Annotated in this window: 15 protein-coding genes; 9 read left to right on the top strand and 6 right to left on the bottom strand. The window is 58.6% G+C overall.

Features of this window, described 5'->3' with window-relative positions:
- The first annotated feature begins 220 nt into the window (after nt 1-220).
- The 5 genes from sufB to HMPREF2999_RS07795 all read left to right on the top strand — a co-directional run bounded on the left by sufB (nt 221) and on the right by HMPREF2999_RS07795 (nt 4,940).
- Nucleotides 221-1,678 (top strand): Fe-S cluster assembly protein SufB, encoded by a 1,458-nt coding sequence (gene sufB / locus HMPREF2999_RS07815; RefSeq protein WP_070676310.1) that lies wholly within the window; start codon nt 221-223, stop codon nt 1,676-1,678.
- Nucleotides 1,678-2,952: a Fe-S cluster assembly protein SufD gene (gene sufD, locus HMPREF2999_RS07810; RefSeq protein WP_070676312.1), complete on the top strand. Its 1,275-nt coding sequence runs from the start codon at nt 1,678-1,680 to the stop codon at nt 2,950-2,952. The genes sufB and sufD overlap by 1 nt, the downstream gene beginning before the upstream one ends.
- 19 nt (nt 2,953-2,971) lie before the next feature.
- Complete coding sequence (sufC, locus tag HMPREF2999_RS07805; protein WP_070676315.1) at nt 2,972-3,730, top strand: Fe-S cluster assembly ATPase SufC; 759 nt, start codon at nt 2,972-2,974, stop codon at nt 3,728-3,730.
- Nucleotides 3,731-3,769: 39 nt separating this feature from the next.
- The gene (locus HMPREF2999_RS07800; RefSeq protein ID WP_005506103.1) at nt 3,770-4,099 is read left to right on the top strand and encodes a metal-sulfur cluster assembly factor; all 330 of its coding nucleotides are present in this window, start codon (nt 3,770-3,772) and stop codon (nt 4,097-4,099) included.
- Nucleotides 4,100-4,337: 238 nt separating this feature from the next.
- Nucleotides 4,338-4,940: an Ltp family lipoprotein gene (locus HMPREF2999_RS07795; RefSeq protein ID WP_070643262.1), complete on the top strand. Its 603-nt coding sequence runs from the start codon at nt 4,338-4,340 to the stop codon at nt 4,938-4,940.
- An 81-nt stretch (nt 4,941-5,021) separates the two neighbouring features.
- Here HMPREF2999_RS07795 and HMPREF2999_RS07790 read toward each other — a convergent pair whose 3' ends face one another.
- Entirely contained in the window at nt 5,022-5,522 is a 501-nt protein-coding gene (locus HMPREF2999_RS07790) for an HD domain-containing protein (RefSeq protein WP_070676317.1), read from the bottom strand.
- A gap of 549 nt (nt 5,523-6,071) precedes the next feature.
- Between HMPREF2999_RS07790 and HMPREF2999_RS07785 the strand changes: the two genes are divergently transcribed.
- Complete coding sequence (locus HMPREF2999_RS07785; RefSeq protein ID WP_070676319.1) at nt 6,072-6,926, top strand: DUF4253 domain-containing protein; 855 nt, start codon at nt 6,072-6,074, stop codon at nt 6,924-6,926.
- 78 nt (nt 6,927-7,004) lie between these two features.
- On the opposite strand, the gene HMPREF2999_RS07780 is transcribed toward HMPREF2999_RS07785, so the two are convergent.
- Genes HMPREF2999_RS07780 through HMPREF2999_RS07770 form a run of 3 tightly spaced genes read right to left on the bottom strand, consistent with a single transcriptional unit; the run spans nt 7,005 to nt 9,242 of the window.
- Nucleotides 7,005-7,679, bottom strand: coding sequence for an energy-coupling factor transporter transmembrane component T family protein (locus HMPREF2999_RS07780; RefSeq protein WP_070676321.1), 675 nt, complete (start codon nt 7,677-7,679; stop codon nt 7,005-7,007).
- Nucleotides 7,669-8,577 (bottom strand): energy-coupling factor ABC transporter ATP-binding protein, encoded by a 909-nt coding sequence (locus tag HMPREF2999_RS07775; protein ID WP_070676323.1) that lies wholly within the window; start codon nt 8,575-8,577, stop codon nt 7,669-7,671. The genes HMPREF2999_RS07780 and HMPREF2999_RS07775 overlap by 11 nt, the downstream gene beginning before the upstream one ends.
- 32 nt (nt 8,578-8,609) lie before the next feature.
- Nucleotides 8,610-9,242 carry a biotin transporter BioY gene (locus HMPREF2999_RS07770; protein WP_070676325.1) on the bottom strand — a complete coding sequence of 211 codons (633 nt, stop codon included), beginning with the start codon at nt 9,240-9,242 and terminating at the stop codon, nt 8,610-8,612.
- Nucleotides 9,243-9,535: 293 nt separating this feature from the next.
- On the opposite strand from HMPREF2999_RS07770, the gene HMPREF2999_RS07765 reads away from it, so the two are divergent.
- Nucleotides 9,536-11,134, top strand: a complete 1,599-nt coding sequence (locus HMPREF2999_RS07765; RefSeq protein ID WP_070676327.1) for an ABC-F family ATP-binding cassette domain-containing protein — start codon at nt 9,536-9,538, stop codon at nt 11,132-11,134.
- A 783-nt stretch (nt 11,135-11,917) separates the two neighbouring features.
- On the opposite strand, the gene HMPREF2999_RS07760 is transcribed toward HMPREF2999_RS07765, so the two are convergent.
- Both HMPREF2999_RS07760 and HMPREF2999_RS07755 read right to left on the bottom strand, forming a co-directional pair.
- A complete protein-coding gene (locus HMPREF2999_RS07760; RefSeq protein ID WP_070676329.1) occupies nt 11,918-12,646 on the bottom strand; it encodes a metal-dependent hydrolase in 729 nt (242 codons plus the stop codon).
- Nucleotides 12,647-12,833: 187 nt separating this feature from the next.
- Complete coding sequence (locus HMPREF2999_RS07755; RefSeq protein WP_049354629.1) at nt 12,834-13,061, bottom strand: hypothetical protein; 228 nt, start codon at nt 13,059-13,061, stop codon at nt 12,834-12,836.
- A gap of 286 nt (nt 13,062-13,347) precedes the next feature.
- Between HMPREF2999_RS07755 and HMPREF2999_RS07750 the strand changes: the two genes are divergently transcribed.
- Both HMPREF2999_RS07750 and HMPREF2999_RS07745 read left to right on the top strand, forming a co-directional pair.
- A complete protein-coding gene (locus HMPREF2999_RS07750; RefSeq protein ID WP_005509097.1) occupies nt 13,348-14,064 on the top strand; it encodes a beta-ketoacyl-ACP reductase in 717 nt (238 codons plus the stop codon).
- Between the two features lie 72 nt (nt 14,065-14,136).
- Nucleotides 14,137-14,880 carry an SDR family oxidoreductase gene (locus tag HMPREF2999_RS07745; RefSeq protein ID WP_049353098.1) on the top strand — a complete coding sequence of 248 codons (744 nt, stop codon included), beginning with the start codon at nt 14,137-14,139 and terminating at the stop codon, nt 14,878-14,880.
- The last annotated feature ends 112 nt before the right edge of the window (nt 14,881-14,992 follow it).

The raw sequence follows: 14,992 nt of genomic DNA, 5'->3' as shown, positions 1-14,992 counted from the left end.
AGAAACCTATTCCTAGAGAAACCTTCCGCGTAACGCTTACCGCAGTACCTCGCGGCGCACCCCAATGAACCCCTCAAGGGTGCGACCCGCACGCTGGAACCCGCCCGCCCCACGCTACGTTAAACGCCGTGGTCGAGCGCGGCATCAGCCCCCTAAACTACCGCGCCTGCAACCGGCAGGTGGCGGAGAGAAATGTAATAACCATCGAAGAAAGGCCGTAATGACTGAGAAAGTTGGGCAGAACGCCAACGACACCGTCATTTCAGAGATCCTGGAGATGAACCCCGAACTCGAGGGCATTGGCAACTACGAGTACGGTTGGGCAGACTCCGACGCAGCAGGCCAGGTAGCAAAGCGCGGCCTGGACGAGGACGTCGTGCGCGACATCTCTGCGAAGAAGAACGAACCCCAGTGGATGCTGGATATGCGTCTGAAGGCGCTGAAGTTCTTCGAGCGTAAGCCCATGCCCACCTGGGGTGCGGATCTTTCCGAAATCGACTTCGACAACATCAAGTACTTCGTGCGCTCGACCGAGGGTCAGGCGGCTTCTTGGGAGGAACTGCCCGAGGATATCCGCACCACCTACGAGCGTCTGGGCATTCCCGAGGCGGAGCGTAACTCCCTCGTCGCGGGTGTGGCTGCACAGTACGAGTCTGAGGTCGTGTACCACCAGATCCGTGAGGACCTGGAGAAGCAGGGCGTGATCTTCGTCGACACCGACACCGGTCTGCGCGAATACCCCGAACTGTTCAAGGAATACTTCGGCTCCATCATCCCGATTGGTGACAACAAGTTCTCCGCACTGAACACCGCCGTATGGTCCGGTGGCTCCTTCGTGTACGTTCCCCCGGGAGTTCACGTGGAGATCCCGCTGCAGGCGTACTTCCGCATTAACACCGAGAACATGGGCCAGTTCGAACGCACCCTGATTATTGCGGACGAAGACTCCTACGTTCACTACATTGAGGGCTGCACCGCCCCCATCTACAAGTCCGACTCCCTGCACTCCGCAGTGGTTGAGATTGTGCTGAAGAAGAACGCACGCGTTCGCTACACCACCATCCAGAACTGGTCGAACAACGTCTACAACCTGGTGACCAAGCGTGCGGTTGCGCACGAGGGCGCCACCATGGAATGGGTGGACGGCAACATCGGTTCGAAGGTCACCCAGAAGTACCCGGCTGTTTACATGGTCGGCGAGCACGCTAAGGGTGAGACCCTGTCCATCGCATTCGCGGGTGAGGGTCAGCACCAGGACACCGGTTCGAAGATGGTTCACATTGCACCGAACACCTCCTCGACCATTGTGTCCAAGTCCGTGGCACGTAACGGCGGCCGTAGCGCATACCGTGGCCTGGTTCAGGTTCGTGAGGGCGCTAAGCACTCCAAGTCCTCCGTGGTCTGTGACGCGCTGCTGGTGGACACCATCTCCCGCTCCGACACCTACCCCTACGTGGATGTCCGCGAGGATGATGTGACCATGGGTCACGAGGCGACCGTTTCCCGCGTCTCCGAGGACCAGCTGTTCTATCTGATGCAGCGCGGCCTGAGCGAAGAAGAAGCAATGGCGATGATCGTCCGCGGCTTCGTTGAGCCTATCGCCCGCGAGCTGCCGATGGAGTACGCACTCGAACTGAACCGCCTGATCGAACTTCAGATGGAAGGATCTGTGGGCTAATGCCGACCAACGAAGAAACCCTGGGTTACCACTCCCCGATCATCCCCGGCATGGACCAGGAGGGCGAGAAGCTCGCCACCGAGTTCGCCCACGATGACACCCTGATGCGCGCCACCGAGGCACACCACCAGGGCTCCAACCCGAACAACGTCCAGAAGGTACTCGAAGCATCCCGTGCAGAGCGTAAGACCTCCTACAACGTGGAGGACTTCGCGCCCCTGACCGGTCGTGAAGAGGACTGGCGCTTCACCCCGCTGAAGCGTCTGGGCGGCCTGCACCTGGAGAAGCTGACCGGCACCGCACCGGCACCGCAGATTACTGCACCCGAGCAGGTTCAGGTTGAGACCGTCTCCCGCGAGGATGCACGCATCGGCTCCGCGGGTATCCCCGAGGACCGTGTGGCAGCGAACGCGTGGTCCAGCTTCACCGAAGCAACCGTGGTGACCATCCCCGCCGAAGCTGAACTGGCTGAGCACGTGGAAATCGACATCACCGGCACCGGTAATGAGGCTGCCGCACAGCACATCGTGATTGAGGCTAAGCCCTTCTCGAAGGCTGTCGTGGTTCTGCGCCACACCGGCTCCACCGTCCTGGCACAGAACGTTGAGTTCGTGGTGAACGACGAGGCTGAGCTGAACGTTGTTTCCGTGCAGCAGTGGGCTGACGACGCAATCCACGCCTCCGCACACTACGCTAAGCTAGGCCGCAACGCATGCTTCAAGCACGTTGTGGTGTCCCTCGGCGGCGACCTGGTGCGCGTGACCCCCTCCACCAAGTTCACCGCTCCCGGCGCTGAGACTGAAATGTACGGCCTGTACTTCGTAGACGCAGGTCAGCACATTGAGTCCCGCCTGTTCGTGGACCACTCCGTACCCAACTGCAAGTCCCGCGTGACCTACAAGGGCGCGCTGCAGGGTAAGGGTGCGCACTCCGTATGGGTTGGTGACGTTCTGATTGGTAAGGATGCAGAAGGCACCGACACCTACGAGCTGAACCGTAACCTGCTGCTGGAAGTTGGCCCCCGCGCCGACTCCGTGCCGAACCTGGAGATTGAGACCGGCCTGATTGAGGGCGCCGGCCACGCATCCACCACCGGCCAGCTCGATGAGCAGCACCTGTGGTACCTGCAGGCTCGCGGTATTCCGGAGGCTGAGGCACGCCGTCTGGTCGTGCGCGGCTTCCTGAACGAGATCATTCAGCAGATCCGTGTTCCCGAACTTGAAGAGCAGCTCACCGAGGCCCTTGAGGCAGAGCTCGCCCTCAGCAACAACTAAGCTTTACCAGGAGAAATCAATGTCTACTCTTGAAATCAAGGACCTTCACGTCTCGGTTATCCTCGACGACGAAACCACCAAGCCCATCCTGAAGGGCGTTAACCTGACCATCAACTCGGGCGAGATTCACGCAATCATGGGCCCGAACGGTTCCGGTAAGTCCACTCTGGCTTCCACCATTGCTGGCCACCCCAAGTACCAGGTTGATTCCGGTCAGATCCTGCTCGACGGTGAGGACATCACCGAGATGAGCGTGGACGAGCGTGCCCGCGCAGGCCTGTTCCTGGCTATGCAGTACCCGGTTGAAATCCCCGGCGTGACCATGTCTAACTTCCTGCGTTCCGCTAAGACCGCTGTGGACGGCAAGGCTCCCTCCCTGCGTACCTGGACCAAGGACGTTAAGGAAGCCATGAAGAACCTGGAGATTGACCCCGACTTCATCGCACGTAACGTGAACGAGGGCTTCTCCGGCGGTGAGAAGAAGCGCCACGAGATCCTTCAGCTGGAGCTGCTCAAGCCCAAGTTCGGCATCCTGGATGAGACCGACTCCGGTCTGGACGTTGATGCACTGAAGATCGTGTCTGAGGGCGTGAACCGTGCGCACGACGAGAACGACATGGGCGTCATGCTGATTACCCACTACACCCGCATCCTGCGCTACATCAAGCCGCAGTTCGTGCACGTGTTCGTGGACGGCAAGATGGTTGACCAGGGCGGCCCCGAGCTGGCTGACCGCCTGGAAGAAGAGGGCTACGTAGCTTACGTAGGTAAGAAGTAAGCTTCTTCCCTGACCGGATTCTGACAGAAAGATAGAACTATGACTGAGACTGTGCAGGGTCGTGTTCCTCAGGAAGAGATTGAGGAAGCCCTCAAGGAGGTCATTGACCCGGAGCTTGGCGTCAATATTGTTGACCTCGGTCTGCTCTACGGTCTGCGCTGGGATGAGGATGGAACCCTCATTCTGGACCTGACTCTGACCACTGCGGCGTGCCCGCTGCAGGAGGTTATTGAGGAGCAGGTTCAGAGCAACCTGGATAACCTGGTTGATTCTTGGCGTGTGAACTGGGTTTGGATGCCGCCGTGGGGCCCGGAGCGTATTACTGAGGACGGCCGCGATATGATGCGCGCGCTGGGCTTCAACATCTAAGCTCCTGACTCGCAGATAAGGTACCCGCCCGGTGCGGAAGGTGTATGCCTTCGGCACCGGGCGGGTACTTTTATGCGATATCAGATATGTGAGCAGTGGATGCTTGTTCTGAGCAACGCCAATTTTTGCCACTTTGACAATGGGGGGGGGGTCAAGTATATTTCCTTGTGAATTATCCACTCACTTCATATTGGTTTTCTTCATGCAACGGTTGCTTGAGGAAAGCCGAAAGGAAATCATGGCACAAAAGATTATTGCCGCTGACGGTTCTGTCTACGTTAAGAAGAAGCCTTTCTACCTCCGTTGGTGGTTTATCACTCTCGTAATTATTTTTCTTCTTGGTGGTTGCGCTTCGATGATGGGCGGCTCTAAGAGCTCCACTAAGGTAAGTGCCCCCTCATCTTCGGCGGCTGTTGATTCGTCTGCGACTAGTGCTTCTTCCGCTGCGGTAGGTACTGATACCTCTTCTGCGGCAGATGCCGGTACCTCTGCGGCTCCTGCCACCACGGCGGCGGAATCCAAGGCAAAGCAGGGCGATAAAGTACCGACCGAGTACAAATCAGCGTTGAACTCGGCGCAGTCGTACTCCCGCCTTATGCATATGTCGAAGCAGGGTATCTATAACCAGCTGACAAGTTCTGCCGAAAAGTTTAGCCCAGAGGCGGCTCAGTACGCCGTGGATAACGTGAAGGCTGACTGGAACGCAAATGCTTTGGAATCGGCAAAGAGCTACCAGAAGACGATGAACATGTCTCCCGAGGCAATCCGTTCCCAGCTGACTTCATCTGCTGAAGGATTTACCGAGGAAGAAGCTGATTACGCAGTCTCTCACCTGGACTAATTCAATAGATGATTCATAGAAGCCGCCCGGCATGGAACACATTCCATACCGGGCGGCTTCTATTTTCGGTTAGCGTTGAACCTAATCGTTCAGGTGCAGTAGCTTCAGCGAGTGCTCATACTTGATCATGAGGCAGGTACGAGTCGGTTCCTCCAGAAGCGCCAAACGCTGCGGGTCAGTATTATCCGCAATATCGGCAAGCTTCACCAGACGAGCCAAATCATTCACACGCACCCGGCTCAGATACGACTCACGCGACTCACCCGGGCGGCGGGTCAAGGCATCAATCGCATCCACAATACGCGCCGAGAAATGACGCGCCAAGAAAGCGAGAGAAACGCCGGTATCCTCCACCGTGTCATGCAGCAGCGCCACAATCTGAGCCTCGGTCTTCAGCTCTTCCAAAGACACATCGGGATGAACGGCGGCAGCCAACTCACACGCAAGCTTACGTACCCCAAGAGCCACACGGCGAGGGTGGGAGATATAGGGCCAGCCGTTACGGTCAGTCTGCCCCTCATGCGCCTTATCAGCGATGCTGTCTGCCAGGCGAACCATCTCTTTGTAGTAGTTATTCGACATGAGAACCTCCATTGGTTAAAACTCTTGCGAGTTCACGGCACCCGCCACCGCGCCGGTACGTTGCGCTAAGCCGATACGGAACGGTAGCTGGTACCAACACTCTACGTCAGCAGCTACGCGGAGGTGGCGGAACTCGCCCAAAATACCCGTAATACGTCAAATATGACGCGCAGAAGAAGAAAATAGGGTGTTTTATGGCTGTAAATCATGAACTTGGTGCCGGTTCTACCCGAGTTCTGGCAGCGGATACCGATCTGCAGGAGGCGCCCGCCACCTCCACGAAAGTGTCCACCGCACCCTTTGGTGCCGCCCAGCGTAACCCGCCCAAAATCTCACATGGTGGCGAAAAATTTCTAACTTTTTCTGACGAAAACAGGCGCACAAACCGCCCAACACTAAGGCAGTTTAAGCGTGTTTAGCACACACCGATACACACTCATCAAACGAAAAAATTACACGCCCTCCGTGCCCTCCCAAAACCTCCAGAAACCCGTATTTTTCCGCGAGAATACGCGATAAACTGGGGGCAACCAAACATCGGAGAACACCATGGCAGAGCTCTACGAGCGCTTCGTCGCTTTGTACCCCTACCCACACGAGCGAATCCGCCACGGCGCCCCACGAGCCGAACTTAACCGGCGATACCTCGAACACCTTTGCGAGGGCAAGAACCGGGGAACAACCCCCATCGTGGTTGCCCTCGACCCGACCTTGCTCGGGACCATTGAGAATAACGTCTCCCTGCGCACCTCAACCCCAGTGCAGAACATCACCGCCGACACCGTTGAGCAGTACGCACATGAGCTCATCACCGACCAGCATCGTTACCTGGATCAAGTCGGTGTAGAAGTCGCCGCGCACGAGGCGTTCCGACAGCTGAACGAGAGCGCCTACCTGCAGACCTACCGCCGCCTCATGGAGAACGGCGAACTCGGTGAAGACGATCTCGGCATGCCGCTGAAAGCGGAGTACCCCTTCGAACTGACCGCCGGCATCATCAATGAGAAAGTCAAAGCTACCGACATCGACCGCGCCGCGGAACTGCTGATTATGGACCTGCCGCTGCGGGATGTATCCGGGGTATTTGCCTACCTGCCCTTCGGCGGGTGGGATTCCAGCCCCAGCCCCGAGGCGATGCTGTCCATTGCCCGCTACTGGTTTGAACGCGATGACGCCTACCCGGCTGTTATCGCCTCGGACTTTATTGAGTTCTACACGCCGGTACCGGTCACGACCCGCCGCGACGCCGAAATCCTGGCGGTCGAGCACACGATGGTTTCCTCGGCGATGCCGGTGCGCGTCTACCGCGGCTTCGACAAGCTCGTGGAGGCGCTCTACGGTCAGCACGACTGGTACCTGTGGTGGGAGCAGCTCCCGGCGGCGCTCCTCATTGAAACGCCCTAAACCAGCCTAGCTGGGCGATTAAAGCGAAGGGGCGGGATGAACCTGTACGGTTCACCCCGTCCCTCTCGCGTATCTGCGCTACTTCAGTTCGTCCACGTGCCGCGCCCGCAAAGCACGAGCGGTCGCCGTCGCGTAATCAACCGCCTGCACCACCCACGGAATCAGCAGCCGCCAATACATGCGCTTGGGCAGATTACGCGCCACTGCGGCCCTGCGCAACGCACCCCAACGGTCCATGAGCGCCGGAATCGACCGGACCATCAACGCAATCAGCAGACCCAGACGCTCGGGAGAAAGACCCACGAAACGCAACGGCGAACACAACCTCACAAAGCCGTCAATCAGAACCGGCAGGGGAGTGCTTACCAGCAGAGCGCGGGACGCATAAAAAGCCGTCAGCATAGTCGCGATAGCATCCGCGCCGGAGGCGTACTGACCCGTAAACACGTAATAAGCGACCATGATTAATAGCAGCAGAGACAGCGTGCGGACCACCAGCCACAGCTGGGAGGCAGGCACTCCAGCCCACAACGCGCAGAACGTGGACGCTACCAAAGCCACCAACGCCACCTGCCAGCCGGTCACCGCCAACAACAGGAACAGCCCAAAGAAGAGCGTGCCCTTGAACCATAGCGGCGCCCGATGCACCGGCGTGTTCAACGGCTGGTAGAAACCCACCAGCAGAGTACCGGGGTTGAAATCCGAGCCCTGGCCGGCGGGGCGAGGATTCACGCGCGGCGTGTTAGCGCCCATGGACGCCTCCTGCAGTGTCCGTGCTGTCGCCTGCATCTTCGATATCGGCGCCCTCGTTCGGGAACCCCTCGGCAGACCACGTGCGGTACTGCTGCACCAGCTGCCCCGCATCCCCCTGGGCGAGCAGACGGCCGTCATGAATAATCACGGCTTCATCGCAGGATGCCGCCAAATCCAGGTCGTGCGTGCTGAGCACCAGCATCTGATCCAGCGACTCCAAGTGCTTGAGTAGCCGCGCGCGATTGCGCAAATCCAGCAGGGTGGTCGGCTCATCGAGCAGAAGAATCTGCGGGCGTGCCGCCAGTACGCTGGTGAGAGCGACCAGCTGCTTTTCGCCTCCTGAGAGGGTGAAAACGCTCTGGTTTTCAAGGTGTTCGAGGCCGCGCTCACGGAGCAGTTCACGAATCCGTTCGCGGCGCTGCTCACCGCTGAGAGCACTGCCTTCAACGGCGGCGGCACGGCGCAGGCTCAAGTCAATATCTTCCGCAACGGTGGGCATAATCAGCTGCGCCTCCGGCTGGGCGAAGAGCATGCCCACACCCTCAAAAGCGCCATGTGAACCAGCGCGAGAACTCGCACCCTTCGAGTCGCGGCTCGGTGCCTCCAGGGTGTCGACACCGTTCACGCGCACAATACCTTCATCCGGGTGGGTGAGCCCATTGAAAAGCCCCAGTAGGGTGGACTTGCCGCTACCGTTCAGACCCAGCACCGCGGTGCGCTTCGCCGTGAACCGCAGGCTCACATCCTTGAGGATACGGCGATGCCCGCCTTCGGGCAGCTCAGTGAAAACACTCACCGATTCAAGCTCAAGGGCGGGCATGCTGGTAGAGGCGCTCACCGCCTGCTCGCCTTGCACCTGCTGCGGTGCAGGCTGGCGCGTGGAGCGGCGAAAAAACATAGCTATCCTCTCGTGTGGCACATCGTGTGCTTTTAACGCTGGGCAGAAGCCAGGGACGGGAAGGCGCGGCGTACCGACAAACCAACCAGAACCGCGATCGTGGACTTCACCAGATCCCAGGGAACGAACACCATTGCCGCGCTGAATGCGGCATCAAAAGTCATGTGGGCGTTCACCATCATACCGGCGATACCGCAGGCGGTCAGAACCACAAAACCGCAGAAGTTCGCGACCAGAGCCATAAGGAAGGTCGCACCAATCGAACGGGTGTTGCGGGTGAACAGGTAGGCGAGGGTACCGGCAATAGCGGCGAAGGGCAGGAAGCCGAGCAGGTAGCCGGCACTCGGGGAGGCGAGCGTACCCAAACCGGCGCCGCCCTTAGCGAAGATGGGCAGGCCAGCGAAACCAACCAGCAGGTACAGCGCCACGGAGGCGGTGGCGCGCTTGCCGCCGAGTACCTGAGCGGTGATGTAAATGCCGAGGGTCTGGAAGGTGAAGGGAACCGCAATGCCGCCCAAGCTGACGGCGGGCATGATGGCGAGCGCGGCGATGAAGCCCGCGAACACTGCGATGAGGGAGAGGTCGGTGGCGAGGGAGGTCTTTGCCGCTACGTTACGGCGCGGTGCCTGGGTTGCCTGAGCTGATTCGCGCACGGAATCGGTCATTGGGGTGGTACTCCTTTGGTACGTATTGCTCTGCAGATTTTTCTATAGAGTTGAGGGTAGCGGTGGTTGACTTGCTTGTCACAACCCAGTTTTTGAACAATGTTCTATAAATGGTGTCCGGTATGTATAGTACACCGCACACCACAAAAACAAAAGGTGCCCCACATGCGCACTCGGCACGCCTGCACTAAAATTGATGAGGTGCTCTGCGCGCTTGCCGCTTCTAACCCGGCAAATCCCGCCTACCGAGCACTATCACCCCACACACCAGACCGCCACCCGGAAAGGCACCCATGATTGCTGTACAGAACCTCGAATTGCGTGCAGGCGCGCGCCTGCTCATGGAAGAGGTCACCTTCCGCATTGATAAGGGCGACAAGATCGGTCTGGTGGGCCGCAACGGTGCCGGTAAGACCACTATGACTAAGGTGCTTGCCGGTCTGACCCTGCCCGCCGACGGTACGGTGACCCGCAGCGGCACTATCGGCTACCTGCCGCAGGACCCGAAGGTGGATGACATGAGCCAGCTGGCGCGTGACCGCATCCTTTCGGCGCGTGGCCTGGACGGTGTGGCGCGCAAGATGCGTCAGGCGCAGGACGATATGGCGAGTGAGGACCCGGTGGTGCGTGCTAAGGGTATGCGCCGCTACGACCGTCTTGAGGCTGAGTTCATTGCTGGCGGCGGCTACGCGGCTGAGTCGGAGGCGGCGGTCATCACCTCCAACCTGGACCTGCCGGAGCGTGTGCTCGCCCAGCCACTGTCTACTCTGTCGGGTGGTCAGCGTCGCCGCGTGGAGCTGGCGCGTATTCTCTTCTCCAATGCGGACACCATGCTTCTGGACGAGCCGACCAACCACCTGGACGCCGATTCGATTCTGTGGTTGCGCGATTTCTTGAAGAACTTCTCGGGCGGCCTGATGGTCATTAGCCACGATGTTGAGCTGATGGAGCTGGTTGTCAACCGCGTCTTCTACCTGGACGCGAACCGCTGCGTGATTGACCAGTACAACATGGGCTGGAAGAACTACCTGACTCAGCGTGAGCAGGATGAGCACCGCCGCAAGCGTGAGCGTGCGAATGCGCAGAAGAAGGCGAACGCTCTGATGGAGCAGGCGAATAAGATGCGTGCGAAGGCGACGAAGGCTGTTGCCGCTCAGCAGATGATTAAGCGTGCTGAAAAGCTTCTGCGCGGCCTGGAGGATGAGCGTCAGAGCGATAAGGTTGCGGCGATTCGCTTCCCGGATCCGGCGCCGTGCGGTAAGACTCCGCTCTCTGCCCAGGGCCTGTCGAAGTCCTATGGCTCTCTGGAGATTTTCACGGACGTTGATTTGGCGATTGACCGCGGTTCGCGCGTGGTGGTGCTGGGCCTGAACGGTGCCGGTAAGACCACTCTGCTGCGCATGCTGGCTGGTTCCACCAAGCCTGATACGGGTGAGGTTGTGTACGGTCACGGCGCGAAGCTGGGCTATTTTGCGCAGGAACACGAAATTCTTGATGGCGACCGCACTGTCTTTGAGAACATGAAGTCTGCCGCGCCGGATCTGGATGACACCCGCGTGCGCACGATTCTGGGTTCGTTCCTGTTCTCCGGCGATGATGTGGATAAGCCTGCCGGTGTGCTTTCCGGCGGTGAGAAGACCCGTCTGTCCCTGGCGACCCTGGTGGCGTCGAGCGCGAATGTGCTGCTGCTCGATGAGCCGACCAACAACCTGGACCCCGCCTCGCGTGAGGAGATTCTGAACGCGTTGAAGGCGTACCAGGGCGCTATCGTGATGGTTTCTCACGATGAGGGTGCCGTGGAGGCGCTGGATCCTGAGCGTGTGCTGCTTCTGCCGGATGCGGTGGAGGACCTGTGGTCGAAGGAATACCAGGACCTGATTTCGCTGGCTTAAAGCAATATTCGCTGACATAAAAGCCGACATAAAAGTACGGGGGAGGCTCCGGTGCCGCGTGGTACCGGAGCCTCTTGTGTGTATTGCGCGTTGTTTTATTGTCTGGGGCGTATTGTTTGTGGCGTATTATCCAGGGCGTATTTCTGTGTTCTGAAAATGTGTTGCGGAGATATTGCCGGTATTTTTCTCGTGAATAGTGCGGAAAAATGTGACCTGACCCGTGGGGTTGTATTGTTTTCTGATCATATGTGGTGTAATTGCGTTCCCGTGCATGTGATTTGTGGGTTCTGACACACGAAACTTGCGGCGTATTTGACGGGAAAAAATGTTGCCTTGTGGGTTTTTCTGCGGGAAAGAAAAGCTCTCAGGCTATATTTCAGGGGGTCTGTGTGGGCTTTTTGAATTTTTCATGTGTCTCTACATACATTGTGGGAAAAATGGTAGAAACACAACATACGTGGGGCGTAGACTTATAACTGTTCCCGCCATTGCGAGGACGCAAATGCGAAACATTAGGGCTCACTACTGATGGTGAGCTAACGCGGGGGAGAAGAGATTCCCGCCCGCTCACGAAGGAGAACTACCAATGCACAACACTGAGTTCGAGAAGTACCCCACCTCCGGTGAAGAGAACGTTGAGGTTGACGTCTTCTGGCCCATCCAGGACGCTTAATCTCTCACCCCGATAGGTCGGGATAAGGATTAGAAAAGCGCCCCGCCGCTTCCGTAGGGAAGTGACGGGGCGCTTTGCTGTCCTTGGTGAGAAGTTAGTTATGCGGCACGTTATGCGGCGTGAATACCCAGTCCGAACATTTGCAGAGGGTATTCGGTAAAGCCCATCATGGCTGCCGCGTACCAGGCGACGTACCCGGTCAGTGCTAGAACGAGTGTCTTCTCGCGTACGCTGCCAGCATCACCCAGGATTGGCAGTGCCATGTAGCCGCTCTTTTTCCATAGGGGGGATGCCACTAGGGGTTTGATAACAATGGGGTAGAGGGGCAGTAGTCCGCGGGTTGTCAGCAGATCGCCAATCAGGTGGATGGTGGCGCCTACCGAAATAGCCCAGGGGAGTAGTGCTAGCGAATCGGTTGTGTAGGCGGCGTACCCGAGGGCGACGGCACCGATCCATCCACCCGGTGCGCCGAGCACGCGCAATGCCAGGCCTCCCGAGAATGCGGCAAGAAGCAGTGAAGCCCAGGGGATTCCGTTGTAGCTCAGGTTGGCGCTGAAATAGGCAATTGCCCAGAAAGCTACCAGACCCAAAATGGAGTGCGTTCCTTTGCGATGTCCGCCGCTGACTGCCCCGACAATGCGTGCTACCCAGCGTGAAATGGGCGGAATGGAGTTGGCGATACTGCCGTTGTGGTGGTCAATATCCGGTAGCATGCCCGCACCGGCGCACGCCAGGGTGGTCACGATGAGGGTGGGGGTATCGGGAACCTGCACCACTCCCGTCTCGACGAGCACTAGCCAGCCAGCTGCGGCGCTGACGGTGTGCGAATAGCCCATCATGGGGAGGTGCCTCCTTGAATGCGATTGCTCAGCGAGTGTGGTTGCCCTGCGAGTGTGATTACCCAGTGCGCCGGGATGTTCACTCGAACTAATTAGAACAAATATAGCATATATCGAAACTACTTTCGATAGATGGGGTTGTCCCTCAAACGGCGCTACCTCACGCGGCATCACCTCTCAAGTGGCACTACCCCTTAAAGGGCAGAGTCTGCTTCCAGAACTCACGCTCGCGCAGGTAATTCTCCAGCCAGCCCACGTGCTCGGAGCACGCCAACCAAATCTTGCGGCGCTCGGGGGTGTGCACCTTCGGGTTGTTCCAGAGCAACTGAAATTCTGCCGCCTGCTGGCAGCCCTTGCGGGAGCACTTGGCGTACTCGGGTTGTGCATCCTGAGAAAGTGAACCGAGCAGATCCATGTCTTCTTATCCTTACTATTGCGCCTGGACGTGCGGTGTTATTCCGTGCCCGCGCGACCGGGCAGAAAAGGGGTGCGGGCTGTTCCGCTTCAGCTAGTGTACGCGCCCGATGAGGCATGTAAAAGAAGGGGAGCAGGTGTTCAGTGTTCAAGAGTGGAGTGTAGCCTGCGGCACCTTTGCGCTAAAACGCGGTAAAATAGGGTTTGTCTGTCCATCCGTCCACACCCCAACCGCGTAGCCGCTGCATCGGCTCTGATCGTGAGGGGTCGACTCATCAAGGAAGCTCATGAGCGAGAACACTCCCAAGACCGTGCTGGTCACCGGCGGCAACCGAGGCATCGGCTACGAAATTGCCAAGGAATTCCAGGCAGCAGGACACAATGTCTGCATCACCTACCGTAGCGGTGAAGCCCCCGAAGAATTTTTCGCCGTCAAGGCAGATGTACGCGATGCCGACAGCATTAACGAAGCATTCAAGGAAATTGAAGCAGAGTTCGGCCCCGTGGAGGTGCTGGTCGCCAACGCAGGTATCACCCGCGACATGCTGCTGATGCGCATGAAGGAATCCGACTTCACCGACGTTGTCGACACCAACCTCACCGGTTCTTTCCGCGTGGTTCAGCGCGCTATCAAGGGCATGCTGAAGCTCAAGCGCGGCCGCATTATCCTGGTTTCCTCTGTGGTGGGTCTGTACGGTTCCCCCGGCCAGGTCAACTACTCCGCATCTAAGGCGGCACTGGTTGGTATGGCACGCTCCATCACCCGCGAGCTGGGCGGCCGCAACATCACCGCTAACGTGGTGGCACCGGGCTTCATTAACACCGCAATGACTGAGGTTCTGCCCGAGGAAACCAAGAAGAACTACCTCGCATCCATCCCGGCTGGTCGTTTCGCGGAGGCGGAAGAGGTTGCTCGCGTGATTCGCTGGCTCGCATCCGATGAAGCTAGCTACATTTCTGGCGCTGTTATCCCCGTTGATGGCGGCCTGGGCATGGGCCACTAAGCCCACCCCGTACGGACTGCATGAAGTGCCCGAGTGTGGGCGCACCCTTTCTAAACCTAAGGACATAAAACTATGGCACAGCTGACCGGCAAGACCATTATCATCACCGGCTCCTCCCGCGGCGTTGGCGCAGACACCGCACAGATTCTCGCCGCTGAGGGCGCGAACATTGTGGTGAACTACCGTTCCAAGGCACCGCGCGCAAACAAGATTGTCAAGGCTATTGAAGAGGCTGGCGGCAAGGCAGTTGCAGTGCAGGCTGACGTGACCAAGGCTGAGGACCTGCAGAACCTCGTCAACACCGCAGTGGAGACCTTCGGCTCCCTGGATTACCTGATTCTGAACGCTTCGGGCGGTATGGAAACCGGCATGGGCGAGGATTACGCAATGCGCCTGAACCGCGATGCACAGCTGAACCTGGCACGCCTGGCTGCAGAGAAGATGCCCGAGGGCGCACGCATTGTGTTCGTGACCAGCCACCAGGCACACTTCATCCGCGAGGTTGAGACCATGGACGAGTACAAGCCCGTCGCAGAGTCCAAGCGCGCTGGCGAAGACGCACTGATCGCCGAGATTCCCGCACTTTCCGAGAAGGGTATCTCCCTGGTCGTCGTGTCCGCTGACATGATTGAAGGCACCGTCACCGCAACCCTGCTGAACCGCCTGCACCCCGGCGCTATTGAGCAGCGCCGCGAGACCGCCGGCAAGCTCTACACCGTCAACGAGTTCGCGCAGGAAATCGCTAAGATGGTCACCGCAGACGTTGAGACCGGCCACGTTGAGCTGGTTGGTGGCGCACGCGGCTTCATCGACTAATACTCTGTCGCTTCAGGTGCCGTTACGGATGCGCTCACGCCTTCCGTGGCGGCACCTGTAGCCCCTTATTCTTTGCGTGAGGAACCCAATGTGGGGTACCCGCGCACTATGC

Origin of the sequence: Rothia sp. HMSC066H02 (assembly GCF_001814995.1) — a bacterium.
In the GTDB taxonomy this organism is placed as follows: domain Bacteria; phylum Actinomycetota; class Actinomycetes; order Actinomycetales; family Micrococcaceae; genus Rothia; species Rothia mucilaginosa.
Note: the sequence above shows the minus strand (reverse complement) of the source record. Positions and strands in the feature narration are given on the sequence as shown.

Coding starts and splice junctions, on each gene's coding strand:
- sufB (WP_070676310.1), top strand. CDS start 221: ATGACTGAGAAAGTTGGGCAGAACGCCAACGACACCGTCATTTCAGAG.
- sufD (WP_070676312.1), top strand. CDS start 1,678: ATGCCGACCAACGAAGAAACCCTGGGTTACCACTCCCCGATCATCCCC.
- sufC (WP_070676315.1), top strand. CDS start 2,972: ATGTCTACTCTTGAAATCAAGGACCTTCACGTCTCGGTTATCCTCGAC.
- HMPREF2999_RS07800 (WP_005506103.1), top strand. CDS start 3,770: ATGACTGAGACTGTGCAGGGTCGTGTTCCTCAGGAAGAGATTGAGGAA.
- HMPREF2999_RS07795 (WP_070643262.1), top strand. CDS start 4,338: ATGGCACAAAAGATTATTGCCGCTGACGGTTCTGTCTACGTTAAGAAG.
- HMPREF2999_RS07790 (WP_070676317.1), bottom strand. CDS start 5,522: ATGTCGAATAACTACTACAAAGAGATGGTTCGCCTGGCAGACAGCATC.
- HMPREF2999_RS07785 (WP_070676319.1), top strand. CDS start 6,072: ATGGCAGAGCTCTACGAGCGCTTCGTCGCTTTGTACCCCTACCCACAC.
- HMPREF2999_RS07780 (WP_070676321.1), bottom strand. CDS start 7,679: ATGGGCGCTAACACGCCGCGCGTGAATCCTCGCCCCGCCGGCCAGGGC.
- HMPREF2999_RS07775 (WP_070676323.1), bottom strand. CDS start 8,577: ATGTTTTTTCGCCGCTCCACGCGCCAGCCTGCACCGCAGCAGGTGCAA.
- HMPREF2999_RS07770 (WP_070676325.1), bottom strand. CDS start 9,242: ATGACCGATTCCGTGCGCGAATCAGCTCAGGCAACCCAGGCACCGCGC.
- HMPREF2999_RS07765 (WP_070676327.1), top strand. CDS start 9,536: ATGATTGCTGTACAGAACCTCGAATTGCGTGCAGGCGCGCGCCTGCTC.
- HMPREF2999_RS07760 (WP_070676329.1), bottom strand. CDS start 12,646: ATGATGGGCTATTCGCACACCGTCAGCGCCGCAGCTGGCTGGCTAGTG.
- HMPREF2999_RS07755 (WP_049354629.1), bottom strand. CDS start 13,061: ATGGATCTGCTCGGTTCACTTTCTCAGGATGCACAACCCGAGTACGCC.
- HMPREF2999_RS07750 (WP_005509097.1), top strand. CDS start 13,348: ATGAGCGAGAACACTCCCAAGACCGTGCTGGTCACCGGCGGCAACCGA.
- HMPREF2999_RS07745 (WP_049353098.1), top strand. CDS start 14,137: ATGGCACAGCTGACCGGCAAGACCATTATCATCACCGGCTCCTCCCGC.